Here is a 26,996-nt window from a genome sequence, read left to right as displayed (position 1 = left end):
TTTACAGCCTGAATCCGAGGACGATGGCCAGGGCGAGGATGACGCCTCCCAGGATGTAGGCGGCGTAGGTGCGCACGAGGCCGTTCTGGGTGACGCCAACGATGCGTCCGAGCAGCTGCGAGCCGGCGCCGAGGCCGTCCAGCGCTCCGTCGATGGCGCTCGCATCGCCGACGGTCGCGACGGTGACGAGGCCCTTGGCGGGCATCATGAACAGGGTCTCGTTGACGGTGTCCTGGTAGAGGTCGCGGCGCGCGGCCTCGGTCAGGGCGTTTCCTGCGGGGACGGAGGTGGGAACCTCGTCGCGCCCGTACTTCATCCACGCGATGAGAGCGCCGATGATGACGAGGGCGAGGGTGGCTCCCTGAATGACGTACTCGTTGAGGACGGGGTCACCGTGCATGACGTGGCCGATCGAGGGGACCAGCCAGTCGGTGAACGTGTCACCGACGGACAGGGCGCCGCCGAGGACGACCGCGCCGACGGCGAGGACGATCATCGGGATCGTCATGAGCGGGCCGGACTCGTGCGGGTGCACGGGCGCGCCCTCTGCCTCGGTGGTCCAGCGGGCCTTGCCGTGGAACGTCATGAAGAAGAGACGCGACATGTAGAACGCGGTCACGCCCGCGCCGATCATCGCGACGGGGCCGTAGACCCAGCCGGCCCACAGAGCAATGTTGCCGCCGAAGCTGTCGGCGCTGAAGGCGGCCTCGATGATCTTGTCCTTCGACCAGTAGCCGGAGAACGGCGGAACGCCGAGGATGGCCAGCCAGCCCATCATGAACGTCAGCCACGTGACCTTCATGGCGCCGCGCAGGGCGCCGAAGCGACGCATGTTCACCTGGTCGCCCATGCCGTGCATGACGGAACCGGCGCCGAGGAACATGAGGGCCTTGAAGAAGCCGTGGGTGAAGAGGTGGAAGATCGAGAACGCCCAACCGATGGGGCCCAGGCCCGCACCCAGCATCATGTAGCCAATCTGGCTCATGGTGGAGGCAGCGAGGACCTTCTTCATGTCGTCCTTCGCGCAACCGACGATCGCGCCGAAGAGGAGCGTGATCGCGCCGATGATGGCGACGGCGGTCGCCGCGATGGGCGCAGCCATGAAGACGTCGCCGGAACGGACGATCAGGTAGACGCCGGCGGTGACCATCGTGGCCGCGTGGATGAGCGCGGAGACGGGGGTCGGGCCAGCCATGGCGTCGCCCAGCCACGCCTGCAGCGGGAACTGCGCGGACTTACCGCAGGCGGCAACCAGCAGGAAGAAGCCGATGACCGTCGCGGACGCAGCGGGGATCGACTCGACCTGGGTAGAGACAACGGAGAAGGACACCGAGTGGAAGGAGGCGACCATCGCCATCATGGCGATCAGCATGCCCATGTCGCCGACACGGTTCATGACGAACGCCTTCTTGGCGGCCACCGCGTAGGCGGGAACGTGGTTCCAGAAGCCGATCAGCAGGTAGGACGCCAGGCCCACGCCTTCCCAACCGGCGAAGAGGCCGGCGTAGGAGTCGGCCAGGACCAGGGTCAGCATCGCCGCGATGAAGAAGTTCAGGTAGGCGAAGAAGCGGCGGCGGGCCGCATCGTGCTCCATGTAGGCGATCGCGTACACGTGGATGAGCGAACCGACGAAGGTCACCAGGATGACGAACGTGATCGACAGCGGGTCCACGAGGAGACCGAAATCGACGGTAAAGTCACCGGCGGGGATCCAGGTGAACAGCGTCTGGCCGAAGCGGCGCGCATCCACGGGGGCGTTCCACATCTGGGCGGCGATGAGCGCGCCGACCACGAAGGTGGACCAGGACGCGAGGGTCGCCAGCAGGTGGCCCCATTTGTCCGAGGCGCGGCCCAGCAGCAGGAGCAGGCCTGCGCTGGCCAGTGGGATGAGGATGAGCGCCCACGCGTAGGCGGCGGCTCCGGTGGCGGGGACCGTATCGTAGACGGTGAGAGCCTGCGGGAACATGAAGGTAGTCATGAGTTACGTCCTCCCTCAGTTCTTCAGCAGGTTGAGGTCGTCCATGCTCGTGGTCGAGCGCGAACGATAGATGGACACGATGATCGACAGGCCGACGACGACCTCAGCCGCCGCGACGACCATGACGAAGAACGCCATGATCTCGCCGTCAACGTTGGAGTTAATGCGCGAGAACGTCACGAGGACGAGGTTCGCGGCGTTGAGCATCATTTCGACGCCCATGAGCGCGATGACCGCGCTGCGGCGCACGAGGACCGTGGTCGCTCCGATGGCGAACAGCACACCCGCAAGGATGAGGTACCAGGCGAGGCTCACTTGCTCTCCTCCTTCTTCTCAGTGGGGGTGGTGGTGCGCGCCTTGCGAGCCCGAGGCTGGGCCAGTCCGGTGGGCGCGGCGGCGCCGGGCATCCCGAAGGAGCCGGAGCGCGGGACGTCGGGCGTGCGCCCGATGGTGTAGGGCGATTCCTCGAGCGCCTCGGAGCCGTCGGCCTCGTTTCGGGCGAGGGCGAGCTGCTCGGAGACCTCGGGGGTGACCTCGCCGATCGTGCGGGTCAGGCCGCGCACGCGCAGCACGCGGGGCACGGACTCCTCGACGGGGCCGAGGGTCTCACCCGAGATGGCGGGCACGTCGGCCGCGTTCGACTGGGCGTAGACGCCGGGGGCGGGCAGCTGGCCGATGCGAGCACCCTTCTCCTCGAACGCGCGCATCTTGTTGCGAGCGGTCTGCAGCTGGGTGACCTTCGGGCCGAGGCGATCCGAGTGGGTGAGTAGCATTGCGCCGACGGCGGCGGTGATGAGCAGGCCGCCGGCGATTTCCATGCTCAGCCAGTGCTCCTGGAACAGGGTGATCGCCAGGTCGGTGATCGGCTGGTTGGAGTAGGGGTTGACCTCGTTCGCCGCGTAGGTGTCGGGCACGGACTTCAGGATCGCGGTCGTCACGATCACGATCAGGCCGAGGCCACCGAGCACCGCCGCGACGATCGCGCCGCGGGACTGGCGGGCGTAGTCGTCGGAGGTGCCGATGCCGATCAGCATGATGACAAAGAGGAACAGCATCATGATCGCGCCGGTGTACACGACGATCTGCGCGACGCCCAGGAAGGGGGCGCTATTGGCGATGTACAGGACTGCCAGGCCGAGCATGACGCCGACCATGCAGATGACCGAGTGCGCGGCCTTCTTACAGAAGAGGACACCCAGAGCGCAGGCGACCATGACAATGGCCGTGCATGCGAAGAGGATGATCTCCCCCGTTGACCCCATCATGGGCCAACCGTTGGACAGGTTCATCAGTGTGCCTCCTCGGCGACTCGCACCGTCTTGAGGGAGGGGTCGTCAGGGCGGCGGCTCGCCACCCAGTCGACCTGGGCGGCGGTGGGGCCGGTGACTTCCCCGCGGTAGTAGTCGATGTCGTTCTTACCCTCGACCATGGGGTGGGGCGCTGCGAGCATCCCGTCGGAGAGGGGGACCAGCAGGTCTTCCTTCTCGTAGATGTCGTCCTCGCGGGTGTACTTGGCGATTTCGAAGTCGTTCGTCATCGTCAGGGCGCGCGTGGGGCACGCCTCGATGCACATACCGCAGAAGATGCAGCGCAGGTAGTTGATCTGGTAGACGCGGCCGTAACGCTCGCCCGCAGAGTACTGCTCCTCGGGCGTGTTCGAGGCGGCCTCGACGAAGATCGCGTCGGCGGGGCACGCCCAGGCGCACAGCTCGCAGCCGACGCACTTTTCCAGGCCGTCGTCGTAGCGGTTGAGCTGGTGACGTCCGTGGAAGCGGGGCATGACGCGCGCGGGTTCGCGCGGGTACTGCTCGGTGACGGTGGGCCGGAAGAAGGAAGCCATGGTGACTCCGTAGCCGGCCATGGGCGCGACGAACTGGGCGAGGGCACCCTTGGGGTCATGCTCGAAGAGCATCTCCTCGTCGGTGGTCTTCTCACTCATCGGTGGACTCCTTCGGGCTATCGATTGCCGAGGCCGTGGCCAGTTCGCCTTCAATGGTGGCGAGGCCGCGCGGCGAGGCAACGGGGGTCTGTCCGGGCAGCGGCGGGACGGGGAAGCCGTCCTCGAAGCCGGTGTATTCGCGCTCGGACGCCGGGATCGGCTCAGGCTCGGGCTTGTCAGTGAGCCAGATGATCGCCAGGGCGATCAGGAAGAGGCCGCCGACGCCGCCGAAGAGCACGGGCGTAGAGAGCTGGACGAACTGGGTGATGCCACGCACGAGGGCGACGAGCACGAGCCAGCCCAGCGCGATGGGCATGAGGCGCTTCCAGCCGAGGTTCATGAACTGGTCGTAGCGGAAGCGCAGCAGCGTGGCGCGCGTCCAGATCATCAGGAACATGAAGAACCAGATCTTCAGGAAGAACCACAGCAGGCCCCACCAGCCGGAGTTGAGGAAGTCGACGTGGGACAGCGGCCACGGGGCGTGCCAGCCGCCGAAGAACATCGTGGTGGCCACGGCCGAGACGTTGAGCATGTTGACGTACTCGGACAGGTAGTACCAGCCGAACTTCATCGACGAGTACTCGGTCATGTGGCCGGCGACGATCTCGCCTTCGGCTTCGGGGAGGTCGAAGGGAAGACGGTTGACTTCACCGACGGCGCTGATGCAGTAGATGACGAACGCGGGGAACAGGGTGAATGCCCACCAGAACTGTCCCTGAGCCGCGACGATCTGCGAGGTGGACATGGAGCCCGACATGAGGAAGACGCTCACGAGGGACAGGCCCATGGCCAGTTCGTAGGAGATGACCTGCGCGGAGGAACGCACGGCTCCGTACAGGGGCAGGGTCGAGCGGGTCGACCAGCCACCCAGGACGATGCCGTACAGGCCCAGCGAGGCGATCGCCAGGATGTACAGGGAGGCGACGGGCATGTCGGCCAGCTGCAGCGGCGTGGAGATGGTGCCAATCTTCACGTTCGGACCCATGGGGATGACCGCGTAGACGCTGAAGGCCGCGAAGGCCGCGATCGCGGGAGCCAGGAAGTACAGGAACCTCTCGGCCCGGCGGGTCCACATGTCCTCCTTGAAGAGGAGCTTGCCGGCGTCCGCGAACGCCTGGAACAGGCCGAGGGGGCCCGCAACGTTCGGGCCGGGACGCGTCTGCATGCGGCCCAGGCCTCGGCGCTCGACCCACAGGGCCAGGAGCACGTTGGCGATCAGGAAGACGATGATGAACACGGCCTTGATGAGGCTGAGCCACCAGGTTTCCTGGCTGAAGTCCGCGGCGGTGTACTCCGGGACTGCGAAGGGTGCGAGTGTCATCGTGCCACCTCCTGCGTGGCGCGCAGGGTCGCGACGGTGCCGACACCGCCGAGATTGTCGTGAATTACGGAGCCGGTCGAGCATTCGGGCACCCACGCGACGGAGTCGGGCAGGTCCGCGATGGCGGCCGGGAGGGTGATCGCGCCGAGTTCGGTCTCAAGCGTCGCGTCGGCGCCGGGGGCGATGCCCGCGGCGGCCAGCGTCGCGGCCGAGGCCAGGAGGACGGGGCGGCGGGCCGATCCGGCCAGCCACGGGGCACCGTCCTGGAGGCGACCGGCGTCGATCATCGGCTTGTGGGAGGCGAGGAGGACCTGGCCCTTTCCGGCGGCCGCGGGGGCCTGTGCTTTCGCCGGGGCGAAGGCCTGCGGGGCGCCGCCAAACTCCATGAGGGGGTTGACTTCCTCGTAGAGGTCGGCCAGGGCGGTGATGCCCAGGTCGAGATCGAACTCTTCGGTCAGGCGCACGAGCACGTCGCGGTCCGTCAGGGACGTTGCCGAGCGGGCCTGGCCGAAGGGACGCAGGCGGCCTTCCCAGTTGATGAAGGTGCCGTTCTTTTCGACCGCGGGAGCCACCGGCAGGACGACGTCGGCCCTCTTGGTCACCTCGGAGGCACGAACCTCGAGGGAGACCAGGAAGGGAACCGCGTCGAGCGCCGCGCGCACGCGGGCCGGATTGTCGAAGTCGCGCAGGTCAACGCCGCCGACGACCAGGGCGGAGAGCTCTCGGGAGAGGGCGGCATCGATCATCTGCTCGGCGTCGAGGCCGCGCTCGGGAAGCTCGCCCCACCCCAGGGACTGCACCCCGGCCTCGTCGAGGCCGCGGCCGAAGGGAAGCAGACCCGGGAGGAGGCCGGCTTCGATGGCGGCGCGGTCGCCGGCGCGGCGCGGGACCCACGCGAGGCGGGCGCCCGTGCGCTCGGCCAGAGCGACGACGGCGGAGAGCAGGCCGGGGGTCTGCGCGGCGCGCTCGCCCACGAGGATGATGCCGCCGGACAGCGCCTCGGCCAGGTCGGCGTATTCGCCACCCGCCGCGATCGCGTCGACGACGCCGGGCTCGGCGCCGGGGGCCGCGTGCAGGACCCGCGCGTTCATCTTGCGCGAACCGTTGGAGGTGAAGGGCGCGACCGTGGCGACCGTCAGGCCCGACTTGCGCGTGGCCTTACGCAGTCGCAGGAACATGGCGCCGCATTCGTCCTCGGGCTCGAGGGCGACCAGCAGCACCTGCCCGGCGCTCTCCAGATCGGAGTACGTGACATCGAGGCCGGAGCCGGCCACGTGGGAAGCCAGGAAGGAGCGCTCCTCCTCGGAGGAGGGACGGGAACGGAAGTCGATCGAGTCGGAGCCGACGACCGTGCGCGCGAACTTCGACCACGCCCAGGCGTCCTCGAAGGTGAGGTGGCCGCCGGGCAGGAAGCCCACGGACGAGCCCGCCTGCTCCAGGCCCTCGCGGACGCGGTCGAGCGCGTCGGACCAGGAGGTGGGGACCAGCTTGCCGTCCTCACGCACGAGCGGGTAGGTCAGGCGGTCAACCTTGTCCCATTCGAAGGCGAAGCGGTCCTTGTCGGTGATCCACTCTTCGTTGACCTCGGGGTCGTTGCCGCTCATGCGACGCACGACCTCGCCGCGGCGCACATCCTGGCGGATCGCACTGCCCGACGCGTCGTGCTCGGTCACGGACGCCGTCGACACGAGGTCGAAGGGACGCGCGCGGAAGCGGTAGGACGCTGCGGTCAGGGCGCCGACCGGGCAGATCTGGATGATGTTGCCCGAGAAGTAGGACGCGAAGGCGCGGCCCGACACGTCGCGCTCGGCGACGGAGAGCTCACCCTCGTTGATCGATCCGACGATCGCGTCGGTGCCGAACGGGGACGACAGGGACGAGGTCGAGGCCTCCTTGGCCTTCGTGTCGAAGAAGTCCAGGGTGGTCGTGTCGAATCCGCCGACCTGCTCGCCCATGAAGTAGTGGTGCTCCGTGGGAGCCGTGCCACCGCCTCGGCCCTGCAGGTCCATGAACACGTCGCCCGAGATTTCCTTACCGAAGCGCACGCAGCGCTGGCACAGGATGCAGCGCTCGCGATCGAGCAGGATCTGGGAGGTCAGGCGCAGCGGCTTCTTGAACGTGCGCTTGGCGTCCGTGAAGCGGGACTTGCCGCGGCCCTCCGTGAGCGCCTGATTCTGCAGGGGGCACTCGCCGCCCTTGTCGCAGACCGGGCAGTCCAGCGGGTGGTTGATGAGCAGGAACTCCATGACGCCGCGCTGGGCGCGGTCGACCACCTCGGAGGTGTGCTGCGTCTTGACGACCATGCCCGGGGTGACGGCCTGCGCACACGAGGGCTGGGGCTTGGGCATGAAGCGCAGCTCGCCCGTGTTGCGGTCGGGCATGCCGACCTCGACCAGGCACTGGCGGCACGCGGCCACGGGGGCCAGCAGCGGGTGGTCGCAGAAACGCGGGATCCGGATGCCGGCCTGCTCGGCCGCGCGGATCACGAGCGTGCCCTGGGGGACAGAAACCTGAACGTCGTCGATGGTGACGTCGATCATGTTGGGCGCGTCGCTCATCGGCCACCTCCTCGCGCGTAGTTAGCGGACGCCTCGTAGGGGAAAAGCTCGCGGGCGGGCGTGGTCAGGCCGGCCTCGAACTCGTCGCGGAAGCGCTTGATGCCCGCCATGATCGGGGTTGCTGCGGCGTCGCCGAGCGGGCAGAAGCTACGGCCCGCGATATTGTGTGCGATCTCGTCGAGCAGGTCGACATCGCCGGGGCGACCCTCGCCTCGCTCGAGGCGCAGCATGATTTGCTTCATCCAGTAGGTGCCTTCGCGGCAGGGCGTGCACTTACCGCAGGACTCGTGCTGGTAGAACTCGGACCAGCGGGTGATGACGCGGACCACCGAGACGGTCTCGTCGAACACCTGCAGGGCACGCGTGCCCAGCATCGAACCGGCCGCGCCCACGGACTCGTAGTCGAGGGGCGTGTCCAGCTCGTCTTCGGTGAAGATCGGGGTGGAGGAGCCGCCGGGGGTCCAGAACTTCAGCTTGTGGCCGTCGCGGATGCCGCCCGCCATCTCGATAAGCTCACGCATCGTGATGCCGAAGGGGGCCTCGAACTGGCCGGGGTGCGCCACGTGGCCCGACACAGAGAAGATGCCGTGGCCCTTGGACTTCTCGGTACCCATCGAGGCAAACCACTCGGGGGAGTTGCGGAAGATGCCCGCCACCTGAGCGATGGTCTCGACGTTGTTGACGACCGTGGGACGGGCGTACAGGCCGGCGACCGCGGGGAAGGGGGGCTTGAGGCGCGGGTGGCCTCGGCGCCCCTCGAGGGAGTCCAGCAGGGCCGTCTCCTCGCCGCAGATGTAGGCGCCGGCGCCAGCATGGGCGGTAATGCGCAGGTCGCCGAGCACGCCGGCCTCGGTCGCCTCGCGCACGGCCTGCAGCAGGCGACGGTACACGTGGGTGACCTCGCCGCGCAGGTAGACGAACGCGTGGTCGCAGCCGATCGCGCGCGACGTGATCGCGATGCCCTCAATGAGGACGTGCGGGTTGCCCATGATGAGCGGGATGTCCTTGCAGGTGCCCGGCTCGGACTCGTCGGCGTTCACCACGAGGTAGCGGGGACCGCCGTCGGCCGGGGGCAGGAAGGACCACTTGAGGCCCGACGGGAAGCCTGCGCCACCGCGGCCTCGCAGGCCCGAGTCCTTGACGGCCTGCACGATGTCGGCGGGCTCCATGGTCCGGGCCTTTTCGAGGCCCTGGTAGCCGCCGCGGCCACGGTAGGAGTCCAGCGTCCAGGAACGCTCCTCTCCCCACCCGTTGGTGAGGATCGGGGTCAGCGGCCCGGGCGCAACGTATGCGGTGCTCACTTCGCCTTCACTCCCTTCTTATTCGTGGCCTTCGTGGATGCCTTCGTGGCCTTCGTGGATGCCTTCGGGGCCTTCGTGGGGGCCTGGTCGGCGGCCTTGTCAGCCACCGGCTCGGTCCAGCCGTTCGCCGCTGCGATCTCGCGGCCCAGCAGGGTCGAGGGGCCAGCGGAGGGGCCCTCGTCCTCGTGGCCGTCCAGGAAGCCGGCCAGGACGCGCTCGTTCTCCTTGAAGGTGGGGGCCACGATGGGTCCGCGCGTCGGGTGGATGTCGCGGCCAGCCTGGATGTCATCGATCATTGCCAGGGCCGAGGAGGGGCTCTGGTTGTCGAAGAATTCCCAGTTGACCATGACGACGGGCGCGTAGTCGCACGCCGCGTTGCACTCGATGCGTTCGAGCGTGATCTTTCCGTCTTCGCTGGTCTCGTCGCTGCCGACGCCGACCTTCTCGGAGACCTTTTCCCAGATCTCGTCGCCGCCCATGACGGCGCACAGCGCGTTCGTGCACACGCCCACCAGGTAGTCGCCGGTGGGGTGGCGCTTGTACTGCGTGTAGAAGGTCGCGACGGCGCTGATCTCTGCGCGGGGCAGGTCCAGCGTGGCGGCGATGAAGTCGATGCCGTCCGGGCTGACGTAGCCGTCGACGGACTGGATCAGGTGCAGCATCGGCAGCAGCGCGGAGCGCGAGTGACCGTCCGGGTAGCGGGCGATGATCTGCGCGGCGTCCGCCTGCAGGCGTGCCAGGGTGTCGGGTGTGTAGCTCATCGGTCAACGCCTCCGAGAACGGGGTCGATAGCGGCCAGGGCGACGACCACGTCGGCCAGCTGGCCGCCCTCGGTCATCATGGCCAGTGCTTGCAGGTTGGCGAAGGAGGGGTCACGGAAGTGCGCGCGGAACGGGCGCGTGCCGCCGTCGGAGACGAGGTGGACGCCCAGGATGCCCTTCGCGTGCTCGACGGTCTGGTAGACCTGGCCGGCGGGCACGTGGAAGCCCTCCGTGACGAGCTTGAAGTGGTGGATGAGGGACTCCATGGACTCCCCCATGATCTCGCGGACGTGCTCGGCGGAGTTGCCCTGGCCGTCGGTGCCCACGGCCAGGCGCGCGGGCCAGGCGATTTCGGGGTCGGCGACCATGGTGGGCGCGCCCTCGCACTGGTCGAGCTTGTCGAGGACCTGCCAGATGATGCGCATGGACTCGTAGCACTCGTCGAAGCGGACCATCGTGCGGTTGTAGACGTCGGACTTGTCGCGGGTGGGAACATCGAACTCGAAGTTCTCGTAGCCGCAGTAGGGCTGGCTCTTGCGCAGGTCCAGGGGCAGGCCGGCGGCGCGCACGCCGGGGCCGGTCGAGCCCAGGGCCATGAGGCCGCTCAGCGGCATGACTGCCACGTCGCACAGGCGCTTCTTGAAGATCGGGTTCTCCACGAGGATGTCCTGGAGCTCTCCGATATCCTTGCGGGCCCGGCGCAGGCGGTCGCGGATGTAGTCCGTGGTGCCCTCGCCGATGTCCTGCACGACGCCGCCGGGGCGAATGTACTCGTGGTTCATGCGCAGGCCGGTGATGCGCTCGAAGATGCGCAGGATTTCCTCGCGGCCGCGGAAGCCGATCGTCATGATCGTCGTGGCACCCATTTCGTTACCGGTCGAGCCGATGGCGACCAGGTGCGAGGCGATGCGGCACAGCTCCATCATGAGGATGCGGATGAGGGAGGCGCGCTCGGGGATGTCCTCTTCGATGCCGAGGAGCTTCTCGACGCCGAGGCAGTAGGCGGCCTCCTGGAAGAAGGGAGCGACGTAGTCCATGCGCGTGCAGTATGCGACGCCCTGGGCCCACGTGCGGTACTCCATGTTCTTCTCGATGCCGGTGTGCAGGTAGCCGGTGTCGACGCGGGTCTCGCGGACCTTCTCGCCGTCGAGCTCGAGGATGAGGCGCAGAACGCCGTGGGTCGCGGGGTGGACGGGGCCGAGGTTGACGACGATGCGCTCGGAGGTGATGGTCTCGATCTCGTGCAGGACGTCGTCCCAGTCGCCGCCCTGGGTGAGCACCTCGGGGATGTCCTCGATGGGCAGGTCGGTCTGGCCAGCGGGCGCGTGGAAAGCGGTGGTCATCAGTTCACACTCCTACGAACGTCGGCGGGTGCGTTGACGGCGCCCTTGAACTCGACGGGGATGCCGCCCAGCGGGTAGTCCTTGCGCTGGGGGTGTCCGACCCAGTCGTCGGGCATCGCGGTGCGCGTGAGCGAGGGGTGCCCGGTGAAGACAATGCCGATGAGGTCCCAGGTTTCGCGCTCCTGCCAGTCGTTTCCGGGGTAGACGGAGACGATGGAGGGGATACGGGGGTCCTCGTCGGGGCACGTGACCTCGAGGCGGATCATGCGGTTGTGCGTGATCGAGTACAGGGGGTAGATGGCGTGCAGCTCGCGTCCCTTATCGAGGGGGTAGTGCGCGCCGTTGGTGCCCAGGCACAGCTCGAAGCGCAGGTCCGCGTCGTCGCGCAGGTACTGGGCGACGCGCTTGATGTGCTCGCGGGCGATGAAGATTCCGAGCTGCCCGCGGTCGATCGTGACCTTTTCGATGACGTCGGAAACTGTCAGGCCATCGGCGGCGATGAGCTCTTCGAGGACGTCAACGACCTGGTCGAACCAGCCGCCGTAGGGGCGGGAGGCCTCGCCGGGCAGGAAGGAGTCGGTCACGAGGCCGGCGAAGCCGGAGGTGGAGGAGTCGGTGCCCGCGCCGAAGAGGCCCTCGCGGTGTGCGATGGGCTCGGGGAGGGCGAAACCGCGCTGGGACGAGGCCGGGGCGACCTCGGCGGGCGCGTTTTCCTCGGGGGTGGAAAGGTCGCTCATGCGAGGAGTCCCTTCATCTGGTGGGTGGGGGTCGCCTCGAGGGCGGCCTGCTCGGCGCGGCGCGCGATTTCGCGGCGGTGGACGCCGAGGGGTTCCTTGCCGATCTGCTCACGCAGGACGAGGACCGCGTGGATGAGGGCCTCGGGGCGGGGAGGGCATCCGGGCAGGTACACGTCGACGGGGACGATGTGGTCGCAGCCTTGGACGACGGCGTAGTTGTTGAAGACGCCGCCGGAGGACGCGCAGGCACCCATGGAGATGACCCACTTGGGTTCGGGCATCGAGTCGTAGACGCGGCGGATGATGGGGGCCATCTTGTGCGACACGCGCCCCGACACGATCATCATGTCGGAGTGACGCGGCGAGGCGCGGAAGACCTCGAGGCCGAAGCGCGCCATGTCGAAACGGGGGGTACCGGCGGCCATCATTTCGATGGCGCAGCACGCCAGGCCCATGGTGACGGGCCACTGGCTGTACTTGCGTGCGAGCCCGAGGACCTTTTCGACGCTGGTCAGCGCGATGCCCGCGGGCAGGGATTCTTCAAGTCCCACTTGTCTTTCCTTACTTCTCTATTAGTAGTCCAGGCCGCCGCGTCGCCATTCGTAGGCGTAGGGGACGCAGAGGGTGACCAGGAAGCTCATCATCACGATCAGGCCGAAGAGGCCGAGCTGGTTGAAGCTGACGGCCCACGGGTACATGAACACAACTTCAATGTCGAAGATGATGAAGGTCATGGCGACCAGGTAGTAGCGCACCGGGAAGCGGCCCTCGGTGAGGTGAGCGCTGGTCGGCTGGATGCCGCACTCGTAGTTGTCGGCCTTGGTTGTGGACTTCTTGGTGGGGCCCAGGATCGCGGAGGCGACCAGGCCTCCGAAAGCCAGTACGAGGGCGGCTGCCGACATGATGAGCAGCGGCACGTAGGGATTCGTCATCGTTCCTCCCGGTTATGGGTGATGGTGGTCATGCGGGGCGCACCACCTTGGTCAGCATGGTGATGAGTTGGTCGTCGAAGTCCCCTCCGGTCCTCTCGTACCCGTCCGACAGGAGTTTGTGGACGAGCGTCATGAGGCGCGGGATGGGCAGCCCGACGTTCGTGCAGGTGCGCATGATCGTCGGGTTTTCGATGAGCGCGACGAAGATGCGGCCGAGCTGGTAGTAGCCGCCGTATTCGTCGCGAAGCATGTGGGGGTATTCGCTCATGGCGCGGTCGATGCCGGCGCGGTGGGAGCGGGCCAGGGCCTGGGCGATGCAGGAGGCGGCGTAGCGTCCGGCCTTCATGGCGGGGGCGATGCCTTCGCCGTTGTAGGGGGAGACCATGCCGCCGGCGTCGCCGACGAGGACGAGGCCCTGGGTGTAGTGGGGCTTGCGGTTGAAGCTCATGGGCAGGGCGGCGGAGCGAAGCTGGCCGATTTGGTTGTCGGGGGTGAAGCCCCATTCCTCGGGCAGGTTCGCGGTCCAGGCCTTGAAGACCTCGCGGTAGGGCAGGTTGGTGGCGCCGGCGCGCGAGGCGACGGAGCCGAGGCCGACGTTGACGATGCCCTCGCCCATGGGGAAGATCCAGCCGTAGCCGGGCAGCAGGTCGGAGGCGCCGGGGGTCCCGCTCCATAGTTCGAGGTGGGATTCCATCCATTCTTCGTCGCCGCGGGGGCTCGCGAAGTAGGCACGCGCTGCGACACCCATGGGGCGGTTCATCTTCTTTTCGAGGCCGAGGCCGGTGGCCAGTCGGGCGGCCACTCCCCCAGCGTCAACCGTGATGGAGGCGCGCACTTCGATGGTGGTGGCGTCCTTGCCCCGGCCAGTTTTGGCGGTCACGCCGACGACGCGGCCGGAGCCGTCCTGGATCGCGCCCGTGACGGTGACGCCCTCGTAGAGGCGGGCACCGGCTTCGACGGCGCGGCGCGCGAGCACGTGGTCGAGGTCCACGCGGGCTCGTGTCATGCCGTAGCCGGGCAGGGATTTCTGGTCGGGCCAGTCCATGTGGACGGTGTGGCCGCCACCGATGACGGTCAGGCCGCGGTTTCGCATCCAGCCGGTGGTGTCCACGCCCATCGCGATGAGTTCGTGGACGGCGGCCGGGGTGAGCCCGTCGCCGCAGATTTTGTCGCGCGGGAAGGGGCTTTTTTCGAGGAGGATGACGTCGAGGCCAGCTCTGGCCAGGTGGTAGGCGGTGGAGGACCCGCCCGGGCCTGCGCCGACGACGACGACGTCAGCGCTCATGTCGCTAGGCATGGTGGATGCCACGGCATTCCTCCGTTGTGTGGGCGCGCGGGTGCATCCGCGCGAGTGTGCAAGGCGGATGAGGTGTGCACATCACCTCATTCCGCGTGCCAGCCTAGCTAGGTCACCCTCACCTCGGCGACCGAGCGCACTTTTTGGCGTCTTTTGGGGCAACGAGGCCGGGGCGGGCCACGCCCTCCACCCCCATTTGCGCAACGTTTCCCTGTCGTAAATGTTGGCGGCAACCTCGCCTCCACGAGCGCTGACGAGGGCTGGCCGCCGCGAAACGAGGCCGACGCACCCGCTCGGGACGGGCTCGCGCCGAAGCCCTTCCGACCTCATTCCCGCCCACCTACTCGTACTCGCAACACTTGTCACGCAAGCGGTTACTCGAACTGGAGAGCACGGGCGCGCTTCGAGACACGGGCCTAGCCACGGCACCCGCGGGCGGCAGCGAGGCATGGCCTTAGAAAAGTCGCATGCAATTCGATTGGATGAAGTTTCAATAAAGTCTGAAAACGTTGCAATTCCAACGATCTGATTTCAAGATTTGAAAGAGTTGCGGGGAAATTGCATGCGAAATTACTGGTTGAGAGCCATACCTGGGCATCAGAGCAACGCACCGAACAACACCAGCCGCGAAGGCCCCACCGGCGCGCAGGACGCCAGAGGAACCGCAAGGCTCGGCGCCCAGAAAACCCGCGGCGCGCGCACCAACAACCAGCACTGCACAGCAATATAACCCAGCGCGCGGGCACTGAGCCCACCCAGCCCCGAGGGCGCGCCGCGCTTTCGGCACCCAACGCGAGAGGCCGGGACCCCACGGGAGGGGCCCCGGCCTCGTCGTTGGTCACACTACGGGAGCGGCTTGACGGCGCGGTGCATGCAGGCGATGCCGCCGGTCAGGTTGCGGTATTCGACCTCGCTCCAGCCATTGGCGGCCACCATGCGCGCGATCTCCTCCTGCGCGGGCCACTGGCGGATCGACTCGACGAGGTAGTCGTAGGCCCCGTCGTTCGTGGAGGCCAGGCGCGCCATCGTCGGCATGACCGTCTTCTGGTAGACGTTGTACAGGCTGCGGAACGCGCGCGAGGGCGGGGTGGAGAACTCCAGGATCACGAGGCGCCCACGGGGACGCACGACGCGGGCCATTTCGCGCAGCGCGAGCGCGGGATCGGGAATGTTGCGCAGGCCCCAGGAGATGGTGACCGCGTCGAAGGAGCCGTCTTCGAAGTCGAGGTCCATGGCGTTACCGTGGACGAATTCGAGCTCGGGGTGGCGTTCGCGTCCGACCTCGATCATGCCCTCCGACAGGTCGCAGGCGACGACTTCGGCGCCACCCTTGGCCAGGGAGGCGGCCGACGCGCCGGTGCCGGCGGCCAGGTCGAGGATGCGTTCGCCGGGGTGGGGGGCGACTGCCTTGCGCAGCGCGGTCATCCAGACATGGTTCAAACCGCCCGTCATCAGCGTGTCCATCATGTCGTAACGCGTGGCGACGGAGTCGAACATCGTTGCAATCTCTTCGGGGACCTTGGTGAGGTCGGCGCGTGGGGCTTCTGTCATGCGTTAATCCTCCCACGTCTTTTCGCGCGCCGCCGCCCCTGCTCCTACCATTGGACCCATGCATGACGACTTTGGTTGCTCACGCCTTGTTTTTCGGGCGTTGGTTCTACCCCCCGAGCACCCGGGGTCTACTTGCTCACTGACGTCCCTGCTTCCGCCGTCGGGTGGCGCGGCGTGGTTGGGTGAGCGCCGCCAGATGGTGGGCCTCGGGCGGGCGCTGACGCTCGAATCCGCAACCCCGGACGTGATCGCGCAGGTGCGCCGCGCGTGGGAGGCTGCCCCCGTCTCATCTTCCGCCCCGACCGCTGGCGCGCATCGCCCCGGACAAGCCGCCACCGGCGACGCTCCTTCCCCCGTCCTGTACGCTGGCGCAGCACGCACCGGCGAGGCCACCACGGCCTCGTCCCCCACCCCATACGCTGGCGCGCATCGCCCCGGGGAGGCCACCACGGCCTCGTCCCCCACCGGCGGCGCCCCCTCCCCCGTCCTGTTCGCGTCCTTCGCGTTCCGGTCCCCCGCCCGCTCGGTGGCCTTCGTGCCGGCGCTGACTCTGATCGACGAGGCCGGGGCGCGTTGGGCGATCACGGCGGGCATCGGGCAGGCCCCGGATCCGTTGGCGGCGGTTGATGCTGCCCTGGTCGAGGCGAGGCCCGCTCCCCGCGTGCCGGAGTCTCTGACGTTCGGGCAGGGGTCGATGTCGCGAACCCAGTGGCGCGATTCGGTGCGCTCGATGGCGGCTCGCCTGCGCGAGGGCGCCGCCGACAAGGCCGTGATGGCGCGCGACATGACGATCCGGTGCTCGCGGGGCTTCGATGAGCGTTTCCTGCTGGAGCGCCTGACCGACCTGTATCCGTCGACGTGGCGGTTTTGCGTGGATTCGCTCGTGGGGGCGTCTCCGGAGATGCTGATCGCTGCCGCCTGCGGGACCGCGTCGTCGCGCGTCCTGGCTGGCACGTGTAAGCCCGGCGAGGGGCAGGCCTTGGCGTCGAGTGCGAAGGACCTGCGCGAGCACGAGTTGGCGTCGGAGTCGGTGTCCTCCATCCTGGAGCGCCTGTGCCTGGACGTGCGCGCGCAGGGCCCGTTCCTGCTGTCGCTTCCCAACGTCGTGCACCTGGCGACTGACATTCACGCACGTTTGGGGGCGGCGCACCTGCTGGACCTGGTGGCCGCGCTGCATCCGACGGCGGCAGTGTGCGGCACTCCGCGCGACGCCGCGATGCGCCTCATTGAGGAGCTGGAGGACACCGAGCGCGGCCGCTACTCGGGGCCGGTGGGCTGGGTGGACACGGCGGGCGACGGCGAGTTCGCGATCGCCCTGCGCTGCGGGCTGGCGTCGGGGACGCGCCTGCGCCTGTTTGCCGGGGCCGGCATCATGCCGGATTCAGACCCCGACTTGGAGTTGACCGAGACGGAAGCGAAGATGCGTCCGCTCCTGGACGCCCTCGGGGTCTGAGGCCGGCGGGACGCTCGGTCGTCGTCTGGGGGTCTGTCGCGTTCGAGTGCGATCTACCCGCTCACCGCCGATTCGCCCAGCCCTCAATCCCCAGCCATAAATGCGATCGTCGAGCCCATGTCCGGCACCGGCCTCACACCATCACGACGATACTTAGGTGTCAAACGACGACGAGCTCTCGTCACGGGCGCCCCACGTTCCGCAGGCACGCGCACCCCCTCAACGAAGTGCCTACAACACAAGCCTGAGCCCAGAGAGATTGACAGGCTCCCAGACGCAGCAGATTCGGCCATCACGCGGATAGGTAACCAACATCCGGATAGCTAAATAACCTATCCAGATACGTCGTTCCTATCCAGATACGCGGTTCCTATCCAGATACGCGGTTCCTATCCACATGCAACGCCACAGGCCACACCCCGCCCCAACATCCGGATAGGTAAGCAACATCCGGATAGGTTACCAACATCCGGATAGGTAACCAACATCCGGATAGCTTAATAACCTATCCAGATACGTCGTTCCTATCCAGATAAGTCGTTCCTATCCAGATACGCGGTTCCTATCCACATGCAACGCCACAGGCCACACCCCGCCCCAACATCCGGATAGGTAAGCAACATCCGGATAGGTTACCAACATCCGGATAGGTAACCAACATCCGGATAGCGAAATAACCTATCCAGATCAGTCGTTCCTATCCAGATACGCGGTTCCTATCCAGATACGCGGTTCCTATCCACATGCAACGCCACAGGCCACACCCCGCCCCAACATCCGGATAGGTAACCAACATCCGGATAGCTTAATAAGGCTCTTCCAAGTTGAGTCTGGGGGACCGGGTGCTGGTCAGGGGTTGCGGGTAGAGATCGAGGCCCTTGCTGATAAGCGAACTTGCACCCTATCGGCCTTCCAGCAGCTAGGGCGGTGTCTCTGCACGACCCGCTGCTGCTCTGCTTCGAGGCAGCGTTGCGACCGGTGTGATCTGCTCGTCGATTTGGAGGCCCGGGCCTGTGCGCAAGTCGTTGACGGTTTGTTTATTCGACTGCCGTCCAGGCCGCTTGGTGTAGTTCGCATTCGGTGGGGGATTTGCCGCCGAGGCTGGTGTGGATGCTGGGTGATCGCACAAGGCCATGGCCGCGTTGCGGCGGAGGTGATCGATGGTCCCCGGGTCGAGAACTCACGGATCAGGCGGCACAACACGCCTCCACCCACAGCCGACTATGAAGCGCCACCATTCCTCCCCTCATCGCGGATGCAGAGGCCCGGCCTGTTTGGCCTTAGAGATGTACACCGCTGGAATCTTCGCGGCCTCCCCATCCAACCACTCCTCAGCATTGCCCTCGTTCTTCACGCGCACAGGCCCGCCGCCCCTCGCAGGGGCGGCGGGCCTGGTCAGCGCGCGGCACTCACGTCACGCCGCCACGGGCACACACGCCGCCACGGGCACTCACGTCACGCCTCAACGGACGCTCTCGCCGCCACGGGCACACTCGCCGCCACGGGCACTCACGTCACGCCTCAACGGACGCACTCGCCGCCACAGGCCACACCCCCTTTACTGGATCGTGACCGACACGTCCTGTGTGGCGCCATCACGCTCGATCGTCATGGTGACGGTGTCGCCGGCGCGGTAGCGGCGCACGTAGCCGACGAGCTGTTTCGGGCTGGTGACTTCCTGCCCTTCGACGGTGAGGATCACGTCCCCGACTCGCAGTCCGGCGATGGCGGCCCCCGACCCGGAGGTGACCTCCTGGATTTCGGCGCCGACGTAGGTGTCGGAGCCGACGGTGGCGGTGGCGGCTTTGACGGTGACGCCGAGCATACCGTGGGAGGCTGAGCCGGAGGCGATCAGCTGGTCGGCAACAGAGACGACCAGGTCGGAGGGGATCGCGAAGCCCAGGCCGATGGAGCCGGCCTGCCCGTCGGAGGAGGTCGCCAGGGACTTGATCGAGGAGTTGATGCCGACGACGGCGCCGGTCGCGTCGAAGAGCGGGCCGCCGGAATTGCCGGGGTTGATCGAGGCGTCGATCTGGATGGCGTTGGTGATGACCAGGTCGGAGGACGCCTGCGTCTGGTCCTGGGAGGTGGAGTCCTCGTCCATGGACACCTCGACGGGGCGGTTCAAGGCGGAGACGATGCCGGTCGTGACCGTGTTGGACAGGCCCAGTGGCGCGCCGATCGCCATGACGGGTGCGCCGACCTGGAGGGTTGAGGAGGTCGCGAAGCGGGCGACGGTCAGGTCCTCGGGCGGGTTGTCGAGGCGGATGACCGCCAGGTCCGTCGTCTTGTCGTGGCCGACGATGCGCGCGGCGTAGAGTCGCCCGTCCGCCAGGGTGACTTGGATTTGCCCGCCGGTGAGCACGGAGGAGATGACGTGGTAGTTGGTGACGATGTCGCCCTGGGCGTCGTAGATGACGCCGGAGCCAGTACTGCCGGACGAGGCGCCTTGCGCCTGGATGGTGACGACGGCCGGGGAGACGGCGGAGGCGACGGCGGTCCAGTCGGTGGCGTCGGAGGAGGCGGGGACGGTTGCGACGGTGCCGCCGTTGAGGTTCGTCGGCGTGGAGGCTCGCAGCATCGCGGGGCGCACGTAGAAGAGCGCACCCAGGGTCAGGCCGACCGTCAGGAGCATCGCGCCCAGGAGCGCTCCCCAGCCCGGGCCCTTCTTGGTCACGATGACCGTGGGAGCGACCGCCTCGGACGAGGCCGGGGCCGCGTATCCGCCGTAGGGTTCGCCCGTGGGAGCGGAGTAGGTGCCGTCGGCCGCTGGGGTGTCCTGTGCGGAGGGGGCGGGGTTCTCCGTCGCCGGGGTTGCGGGCGGAATGTCGGGCGCCGCCGCGGCGCCGGAGGCGGGAATCTGAGACTCGTTCATGGTGTCCTCTGGTGTCAGTTCATAAGTTGTTCACCAGTATGCGTCGTTTCCTCCAAGGCGCACTGGAAGCTCCCTGTGAGTTCCCTGAAAACCGTGACCGCACCCACCGGCACGCCGCACCCGTCAACACGCCGCGCCCACCGGCACGCCGCACCCGTCAGTTCGCCACGCCCGTCAACACGCCGCACCCACCGGCACGCCGCACCCGTCAGTTCGCCGCACCCGTCAACATGCCGCGCCCACCGGCAAGCCGCACCCGTCAGTTCGCCGCGCCCGTCAACATGCCGCGCCGCGCAGGGCCGTGTACAGGTGCGCGGCCCGTTCGACGGGCGCGTGGATGAGGCGGGGTCCCGCCGCGGGGGCTGCGAGGATTGCGGCGAGTTCGCGCGGGTGGGTGGCGCGCGCGAAACCGACGCCGTAGGCGGCGGCGAGCGCCTCGTAGTTGACGTTTTGGGCGACGCCGAACCAGCGGTCGTAGGCCTCGGGGGTGGTGGCGCGCCCGTGTTCGAGGGTGGCGAAGATGCCGCCGCCGGAGTCGTCGGCGAGGACGATGTCGAGCTGGGCTCCCGTGGCCGCGGCGAGCGCGAGGGAGGATGCGTCGTGGCACAGCGTCAGGTCACCCATGACGACGGTGACGCGCGGGGCATGGGCCGGCTCCGCTGCTTTCCCGCCCCGAGGGGATCCGGGGGCCGAGGCCTCGTCAGGGTGGGCGACGGCGCCGAGCCCAAGGGCCACGCCGACCGCGGTGGCGACGGTCCCGTCGATGCCGGCCTGGCCTCGATTGGAGTACACGAGGCGCCCGGACAGGGAGGCGACGCCCAGGTCGAAGGCGCGCACGGGGTTGGAAGCGCCGAGCACGAGCGGGCCGGACGTGGCGGAGGCGACGGCGCGCGCCAGATCGATCATCGTGCGCCCGGACTCGCGGGCGAGGATCTGGTCGATGCGCGCCCCGGCGCCTGTGGAGAGGGCCTGGACGCTCATCGACCAGTCGGCCAGGCGGCCCGGCACCGGGCCCTCGGGGGCTTGAAGGTCGGCGACGACCGTGGTCGCGTTGCCCGAGATGTCCACCCAGGGCGCGCAGGGGTCCGCGACGACGACGCGCACGTCGGGGCGTGCGAGGAGCGCGTGGATGGGGCGCGACAGGGTCGGGCGCCCGGTGACGACGACGGTGTCGACCTGGCGCGCGAGGTCGGAGGAGACGATGGCCTGCTCGAAGGGGGTGACGCCGCCGAGGGCCCACGCCCCGGAGGCTGGTTCGGCCAGGAGAGGGAAGCCCGAGGCCCGCGACCAGTGTGCGGCCCGCGGCGAGGCGCCCTCGCCCGCGACGATGAGGCCGGCGCGAGCCTGGCCGACGATGTCCTCCCATCGCGAGGGGGCGGGGCGGGCGGGGAGCACCCGGGTCGGGCGTGGGACGAACGAGGCCGGGGCCTCGTCGCCGGTGAGGCCGCCTTCACTGGGGGCGGGCGCCTGGGGCGTGAGGGGGTCGCGGAAGGCGACGTTGAGTTGGACCGGGCCGGGCGTGCCCGTGGGGGCGCCGGTGGCGGCGGCGAGCGCGCGCGAGAGTTGGCCGACCAGGCGAGGCGAGGGTTCCTGCGGCTCCAGGTCGACGCAGGCTCGGGCGTGGGTGTTGAAGAGGCGGGCCTGGTCGGTCGCCTGCGAGGCGCCGACGCCTCGGAGCTCGCCGGGCCGGTCGGCGCTCACGACGAGGAGGGGCAGGCGGGCGTGGGAGGCCTCCAGGACGGCGGGTGCCAGTTCGGCGACGGCGGTTCCAGAGGTGACGATGACGACGGGCAGCGCGCCGGTGCGGGCCAGGCCGACGGCGGCGAAGCCGGCGCCACGCTCGTCGAGGACGGCTCGCGCCTGCCCTCCGAAGGCCCCCGATTCGAGGGCGTAGGCGAAGGGTGCGCTGCGCGAGCCGGGGCAGTACAGGACGTGGGTGACGCCCAGGGCGTCCAGGGTGGACAGGATCGCGCGTGCGGTATCGACGGAGGGCATGCGCCCAGCCTACCGGGCGCCCGCCCCCAGGTGCTCAGCCATGCCTTCGAGGCGCATCCCCCACCGGGACGCGAGGTCAGAGTCGCCGGGGCTCCGGTCAATGAGCTCCAGGTCAGGCTCGAGGCGCCCCACGGGCAGCCGGCCGCGTTCGGGCACGAGCGGGGTGGTAACGTCTGCGACGAGCAACGAGGCCGTGGCCAGCCCCGCGGCGCGCGGAATGCCGGGGACCGCCGCGGCGGCGGCGACGCCCACGGACAGGCCCACGGAGGTTTCGAGCGCGGAGGAGACGACGACGCCGAGGCCGCTCTTGCGGGCGACCCGCAGGGCGGAGCGGACGCCGCCCAGGGGCGCGACCTTGATGATGACGACGTCGGCGGCCTCCTTGCGGGCCACCTCCAAGGGGTCTTCGGCGCGGCGGATGGACTCGTCGGCGGCGATGGGCACGTCGACGCTGCGGCGCACCTGGGCCAGTTCGTCCACCGTCAGGCAGGGTTGTTCGACGTATTCGATGGGAACCACTCCGGCCGCCTCGACGAGGGCGGGGATCACGGCGCGTGCCTCGTCCACTTCCCAGGCGCCGTTGGCGTCCAGGCGGATCGTGGCTTGCCCGCCGACGGTTTGACGCAGCGCGTCGGCGACGGCGGCGATGCGCGCACAGTCGCGCGAGATGCTCACGCCGGGTTCGGCGACCTTGATTTTCGCGGTCGCGCACCCGCCCGAGGCTTTGACACGCTCGTAGGCATCCTCGGGGGCGATCACGGGAATCGTGACGTTGACGGGCACGTACTTACGCCGGGGCACCGGCGGGAAGCGGCGCGCCGACTCGAGGGCGGCGGCCAGCCAGCGCGAGGACTCGGCGTCGTCGTAGTTCCAGAAGGGGGCCGCTTCGCCCCATCCGGCGTGGCCGTGCAGAAGGAGTCCCTCGCGGCGAGTCACGCCACGGAAGCGTGTGGTCATCGCTACCTTGTACACCAAGATGTCGTCGACGCCTTCGAGGGCGTACCGCGTTTGACGGCTCAGCGTGCGCATGGGGATGCGCATGAGCGCCGCCTGCTGCGATGCGTTCATTGGCCCCTCCTTACATGTCGGTAACATTGTCGCGCAACCTGCGCTTATCCTCAACTCGTTCTCACTGACACTTGTACGGCCCTTTTGCGCTAACCATCAAGAAGTGACAGACTCTTCCCCCTTACCAAACGCCTGGCAAATAGCGCTATATGATACATCACATCAAATGTGACTAGTCAACGTAAGCCCTTTCCCCTTTCCGACACGCCTCATTCCGTGCGGTTAGCTTGCGGGTTCCTCCGCCCGATACGCCGCGAGGTCACGGCGGATACGACGCCCGCTCGACGCGCGGACCCGGGCTTCCTCGCGCCTTCCCCGCCCCGGCCTCGTCGATTAGAATCCGAGGCATGAGTGCTCTGCCCTTCGTCTCCGACACCTTCGACCCGACCCGCTGGCGCGAGGTCGAGGGCTTCGACTTTTCCGACATCACGTATCACCGCGGTATTTCGCGCGGACCCGAGGCGGATGGACGCCCCGAGGGCGCGGACATGCCGGTGGTGCGCATCGCCTTCGATCGCCCCGACATTCGCAACGCCTTCCGCCCGGGCACGGTCGACGAGCTGTTCCGCGCGCTCGACCACGCGCGCCAGACTTCCTCGGTCGCGGCCGTCATTCTGACGGGCAACGGGCCGTCGGCGCGCGACGGCGGCTATTCGTTCTGCTCGGGCGGCGACCAGAGGGTCCGAGGCCGGGACGGGTACCGCTACGAGGTCGAGGGCGCGGACCCCGAGGCCGCAACCGCCCAGCGCCGCGAGCAGATCGACCCGGCGCGCGCCGGGCGCCTGCACATCCTGGAGGTCCAGCGCCTGATCCGCACGATGCCGAAGGTCGTCATCGCGGCGGTTCCCGGCTGGGCGGCGGGCGGCGGGCATTCGCTGAACGTGGTGGCGGACCTGTCGGTGGCCTCGATCGAGCACGCGGCCTTCATGCAGACGGACGCGAACGTGGGGTCTTTCGATGCCGGCTACGGCTCCGCGCTTTTGGCCCGTCAGGCCGGGGATAAGCGGGCGCGTGAGATCTTTTTCCTGGCCGAGCGCTACGACGCTGAGACTGCCGAGCGTTGGGGCGTCATCAACCGCGCGGTGCCGCACGCGCAGTTGGAGGAGACCGCGCTGGAGTGGGCGGCGACCATCGCGACGAAGTCCCCGCAGGCCATCCGCATGCTGAAGTTCGCCTTCAACCTGGCGGATGACGGTCTGGCCGGCCAGCAGGTCTTCGCGGGCGAGGCCACGCGCTTGGCGTACATGACGGCCGAGGCCCAGGAGGGGCGCGACGCCTTCCTCGAGCACCGCGCACCCCGCTGGGAGGACTACCCCTACTACTACTGAGGACCTGAGGCTGTCGGCTACTTGCGTCACCGATCGTCCACTTGCTACCTTTCGATGTTGCACACTCGGGGAGGATCCATGACACGCACTGAAACAGCAAGGAATGACTCGTCGACGGAGTCTCCATCGCGCCCGTCACGGCGCAAGCGCTGGGTTGCCGCCGCCTCGTGCGTGGGCCTCGTGGCCGCCGCGTCCGGGGCGGGCTACTGGTCGAACTACGTGTACCTGTCCGACGTGAGCGCGCAGGACGCGGCCGCTCACTTCGCCTCGCTTATCGCGGACGGCCAGTACGAGGAGGCTTTTTCACTCACGGACGGGAGCAACCCGTTCCTCACGGAGGGTTTTTCCACCGAACTGCTGATAGATCGTTCCCACGTCGGCGCACCGCAGGTCAGCGGGGTTAGCGAGGTCAGCGAGGTCAGCACGCATACCTCACGCTCAACGTCTGAATGGTTTGACACCACCTTCGTCTACGACGATTCCTCGGAGCCCGATACTCTTTCCTTCTCATTGAGAAGTACCGAGAGAAGAAACGGCTCGCTTGGCATGTGGCAAGCAAGTTTTGACACGGCGATTCAAAGCGTTTCTTTCTCCGGCATGCGCGACGTGCGCGTGGGTGACGTGGCCATCTCTGACCCCGACGCGCGGCATCTCCTCTTTGCGGGACGGTATCGCATGGAGGCGCACGCGGATCACGAACCCTACTGGAAAGTCGACTTTACCTACCCGCTCGGCGACAACGTGGGGGAACTACGCACGGCCGGTCCGCCCTCGTTCGAGGTGGTCGCCAGCGACGAGCTGAAGGATTGGGCCAACGGGGCAGCCCAGGCTTTCATGATGGACTGCCGGACCAGTTTCAGCTCTTCCATGCCTTCCCTCAATCCTGCTGATGTGCAGAAATGCGGTGTCCTGGCACTGCGCTCTGATGCCCCCGCCCTCCCACCTGTTGACCTCATCAGCTTCGAAGTGCATCCGACTTGGTTCGGGTTCTACGTCGACATGGGCGAGACCATCCTCAAAGAGGGCTACCATATCTCGACTGTTTACGTTACCTGTGACATCAGCTTCCCTGATACCTCAGACTCACCCGACGCCTCATGCACGGTGGGCAAACGACGCCGATAGTTCTGACGGCCCCGGCGCCGCGCCGACCTGGGTCCAGCCGCCCCGACCGTGGGCTAGTCGGCATCTGCGGGAGAGTCAGGCCTCGCTCGGGACGAGGGTGATCCCGGTGATCGCTTCGTTGCCGTTCTCGTCGTAGGACATGGTGCCGCTGCCCGTGTATGACTCGGCTGTGCCGGGCGCTGGGTTCGGGACACGCAGCCTCTCAATCGTGAAGGTCGTCGGAGAATCAATGGTCACGCGAATGTCGTAGTACCCGACTTCGTGACGAAGGTCAACCTGCTTGACTCTCGGTGGAGCGTTTGTGGTCGCGTCGGGGCACAGGTGCGATGAGCTTCCCTGCGTGTCGATACACTGCGTGATGAGCTCCACGAGCTCGATCTCTGTTTCCGCTCGCAAGACAGTGCCATCGAAAGTGAAGGGCCTCACCGTCGTGGCGCCGGTACTCGACAGCTCAACGTCGAACCGAGACCGGACTGCGCCGTACTCGTCATCTCGATAGAGCTGCTGAAGCTTGCCAGGCAACGAGCTCAGGCGCGCCTCGCTACTGAATGAGCGCGCGCCGATCTCATACTCCCCCGGGTAGAGGGTCAACGTGAGGGCCCGTCCTTTGACCGGCCACTCCGCCACGGGGTCAAAGGAAGCGATGGTAACGCCGTTGAAAAGAACCTCGGTCGTGGCGGCGGGCAACTCGACCGTCACAGTCTGTGCCATGCTCGTAGCGATCATCCACGGCGCATCCAGGCTCTCACGGCGCGCCACCATCTCGATATGCTCAGGCGTGCCCCTCCCGAAGTTATCAGTACCCGTGACCTCGAAGGTCGCAGTGAGTCTGTCCGGCGAGAGCGTCCCCTCAGACACTGCCAGAGACATATGAGTACCCGCCGAAACCCTGAAATCCTCACCCGCATCGGTGAGCATCCACTCCGGGTCGGTGGAATTGGCGAGGCCATCCATCGCGGCTGCCTCGTCAACGTTTCCCTTTAGGATCGCATCGCAGTAGGCGTTCACCACGCTGGTCGCACCGGCCAGAGCCTGCGCGTCCAGTTCCCGGTTCGCCCGCTCAACGTGCGAGCGCCACGCGAGCACCGAGGCGACCGCGCCGATCACAACAGCAACAGCCACCATCGTTGAGAGCCAGTACCGCTTACGCGCAAAAAATACCGGCGGCGACGCAGACCAACGCAGCCGCGCGCGCACCACACGCGCGTACAGGCGGTGATAAAGCTTCTTCGCCGTCATAACGCCTCTCTCACGTAGGAGCAAAAAACCTGACCGCTCCATATACTATCGAACGACAGCACCCTCAGTAACCCACCACACCACCAAGGCCCAGGAGGGGCGCGACGCCTTCCTCGAGTACCGCGCACCCCGCTGGGAGGACTGCCCCTACTACTACTGAAAGCCTGAGCGGCTGTCAGGTGCTTGCGCCACCGA

Annotated in this window: 21 protein-coding genes; 3 read left to right on the top strand and 18 right to left on the bottom strand. The window is 67.7% G+C overall.

All coding sequences use genetic code 11. From position 1 onward, the window contains the following. Position 1: 1 nt before the first annotated feature. From nuoL to QU663_RS01850, 14 genes are all read right to left on the bottom strand, one after another. Positions 2–1,978 (bottom strand): NADH-quinone oxidoreductase subunit L, encoded by a 1,977-nt coding sequence (gene nuoL, locus QU663_RS01915; protein ID WP_021612029.1) that lies wholly within the window; start codon positions 1,976–1,978, stop codon positions 2–4. Positions 1,979–1,993: 15 nt separating this feature from the next. Then, on the bottom strand, positions 1,994–2,293 hold the full coding sequence (gene nuoK, locus QU663_RS01910; RefSeq protein ID WP_007587627.1) for an NADH-quinone oxidoreductase subunit NuoK: 300 nt from the start codon (positions 2,291–2,293) through the stop codon (positions 1,994–1,996). Beyond that, positions 2,290–3,267: an NADH-quinone oxidoreductase subunit J gene (locus QU663_RS01905; protein WP_021612028.1), complete on the bottom strand. Its 978-nt coding sequence runs from the start codon at positions 3,265–3,267 to the stop codon at positions 2,290–2,292. The genes nuoK and QU663_RS01905 overlap by 4 nt, the downstream gene beginning before the upstream one ends. Beyond that, positions 3,267–3,917, bottom strand: coding sequence for an NADH-quinone oxidoreductase subunit NuoI (nuoI, locus tag QU663_RS01900; RefSeq protein ID WP_021612027.1), 651 nt, complete (start codon positions 3,915–3,917; stop codon positions 3,267–3,269). Before nuoI ends, QU663_RS01905 begins: the two co-directional genes overlap by 1 nt. Continuing rightward, a complete protein-coding gene (gene nuoH, locus QU663_RS01895) occupies positions 3,910–5,238 on the bottom strand; it encodes an NADH-quinone oxidoreductase subunit NuoH (protein WP_021612026.1) in 1,329 nt (442 codons plus the stop codon). Before nuoH ends, nuoI begins: the two co-directional genes overlap by 8 nt. Further along, positions 5,235–7,796, bottom strand: a complete 2,562-nt coding sequence (locus QU663_RS01890) for an NADH-quinone oxidoreductase subunit G (RefSeq protein WP_304990654.1) — start codon at positions 7,794–7,796, stop codon at positions 5,235–5,237. Before QU663_RS01890 ends, nuoH begins: the two co-directional genes overlap by 4 nt. Then, complete coding sequence (nuoF, locus tag QU663_RS01885; protein WP_021611155.1) at positions 7,793–9,097, bottom strand: NADH-quinone oxidoreductase subunit NuoF; 1,305 nt, start codon at positions 9,095–9,097, stop codon at positions 7,793–7,795. The genes QU663_RS01890 and nuoF overlap by 4 nt, the downstream gene beginning before the upstream one ends. Beyond that, on the bottom strand, positions 9,094–9,858 hold the full coding sequence (gene nuoE, locus QU663_RS01880; RefSeq protein ID WP_021611156.1) for an NADH-quinone oxidoreductase subunit NuoE: 765 nt from the start codon (positions 9,856–9,858) through the stop codon (positions 9,094–9,096). The genes nuoF and nuoE overlap by 4 nt, the downstream gene beginning before the upstream one ends. Continuing rightward, the gene (locus QU663_RS01875) at positions 9,855–11,201 is read right to left on the bottom strand and encodes an NADH-quinone oxidoreductase subunit D (RefSeq protein ID WP_021611157.1); all 1,347 of its coding nucleotides are present in this window, start codon (positions 11,199–11,201) and stop codon (positions 9,855–9,857) included. The genes nuoE and QU663_RS01875 overlap by 4 nt, the downstream gene beginning before the upstream one ends. Then, positions 11,201–11,938: an NADH-quinone oxidoreductase subunit C gene (locus QU663_RS01870; protein WP_021611158.1), complete on the bottom strand. Its 738-nt coding sequence runs from the start codon at positions 11,936–11,938 to the stop codon at positions 11,201–11,203. Before QU663_RS01870 ends, QU663_RS01875 begins: the two co-directional genes overlap by 1 nt. After that, positions 11,935–12,489, bottom strand: a complete 555-nt coding sequence (locus QU663_RS01865; RefSeq protein WP_009055546.1) for an NADH-quinone oxidoreductase subunit B — start codon at positions 12,487–12,489, stop codon at positions 11,935–11,937. Before QU663_RS01865 ends, QU663_RS01870 begins: the two co-directional genes overlap by 4 nt. Positions 12,490–12,510: 21 nt before the next feature. Continuing rightward, the gene (locus QU663_RS01860; protein WP_021611159.1) at positions 12,511–12,870 is read right to left on the bottom strand and encodes an NADH-quinone oxidoreductase subunit A; all 360 of its coding nucleotides are present in this window, start codon (positions 12,868–12,870) and stop codon (positions 12,511–12,513) included. Between the two features lie 28 nt (positions 12,871–12,898). Continuing rightward, complete coding sequence (locus tag QU663_RS01855) at positions 12,899–14,179, bottom strand: geranylgeranyl reductase family protein (RefSeq protein ID WP_034480542.1); 1,281 nt, start codon at positions 14,177–14,179, stop codon at positions 12,899–12,901. Positions 14,180–15,010: 831 nt separating this feature from the next. Then, complete coding sequence (locus tag QU663_RS01850; protein WP_021611163.1) at positions 15,011–15,718, bottom strand: class I SAM-dependent methyltransferase; 708 nt, start codon at positions 15,716–15,718, stop codon at positions 15,011–15,013. 196 nt (positions 15,719–15,914) lie between these two features. Between QU663_RS01850 and QU663_RS01845 the strand changes: the two genes are divergently transcribed. After that, a complete protein-coding gene (locus tag QU663_RS01845; protein WP_021611164.1) occupies positions 15,915–17,171 on the top strand; it encodes an isochorismate synthase MenF in 1,257 nt (418 codons plus the stop codon). A 1,558-nt stretch (positions 17,172–18,729) separates the two neighbouring features. Here QU663_RS01845 and QU663_RS01840 read toward each other — a convergent pair. From QU663_RS01840 to QU663_RS01830, 3 genes are all read right to left on the bottom strand, one after another. Further along, positions 18,730–20,046: a S1C family serine protease gene (locus tag QU663_RS01840; protein WP_021610646.1), complete on the bottom strand. Its 1,317-nt coding sequence runs from the start codon at positions 20,044–20,046 to the stop codon at positions 18,730–18,732. A 276-nt stretch (positions 20,047–20,322) separates the two neighbouring features. Next, on the bottom strand, positions 20,323–22,041 hold the full coding sequence (gene menD / locus QU663_RS01835; RefSeq protein WP_304990652.1) for a 2-succinyl-5-enolpyruvyl-6-hydroxy-3-cyclohexene-1-carboxylic-acid synthase: 1,719 nt from the start codon (positions 22,039–22,041) through the stop codon (positions 20,323–20,325). A gap of 9 nt (positions 22,042–22,050) precedes the next feature. Next, the gene (locus QU663_RS01830; protein ID WP_021611620.1) at positions 22,051–23,109 is read right to left on the bottom strand and encodes an o-succinylbenzoate synthase; all 1,059 of its coding nucleotides are present in this window, start codon (positions 23,107–23,109) and stop codon (positions 22,051–22,053) included. A gap of 347 nt (positions 23,110–23,456) precedes the next feature. On the opposite strand from QU663_RS01830, the gene QU663_RS01825 reads away from it, so the two are divergent. Next, positions 23,457–24,437 carry a 1,4-dihydroxy-2-naphthoyl-CoA synthase gene (locus QU663_RS01825; protein ID WP_021611619.1) on the top strand — a complete coding sequence of 327 codons (981 nt, stop codon included), beginning with the start codon at positions 23,457–23,459 and terminating at the stop codon, positions 24,435–24,437. 78 nt (positions 24,438–24,515) lie between these two features. Then, positions 24,516–25,562: a hypothetical protein gene (locus tag QU663_RS01820; protein ID WP_156912134.1), complete on the top strand. Its 1,047-nt coding sequence runs from the start codon at positions 24,516–24,518 to the stop codon at positions 25,560–25,562. A gap of 75 nt (positions 25,563–25,637) precedes the next feature. Here QU663_RS01820 and QU663_RS01815 read toward each other — a convergent pair whose 3' ends face one another. Continuing rightward, a complete protein-coding gene (locus QU663_RS01815; RefSeq protein ID WP_021611617.1) occupies positions 25,638–26,801 on the bottom strand; it encodes a hypothetical protein in 1,164 nt (387 codons plus the stop codon). Positions 26,802–26,996: the final 195 nt, after the last annotated feature.

It is taken from the genome of Schaalia sp. HMT-172, from assembly GCF_030644365.1.
Lineage (GTDB): Bacteria > Actinomycetota > Actinomycetes > Actinomycetales > Actinomycetaceae > Pauljensenia.
Note: the sequence above shows the minus strand (reverse complement) of the source record. Positions and strands in the feature narration are given on the sequence as shown.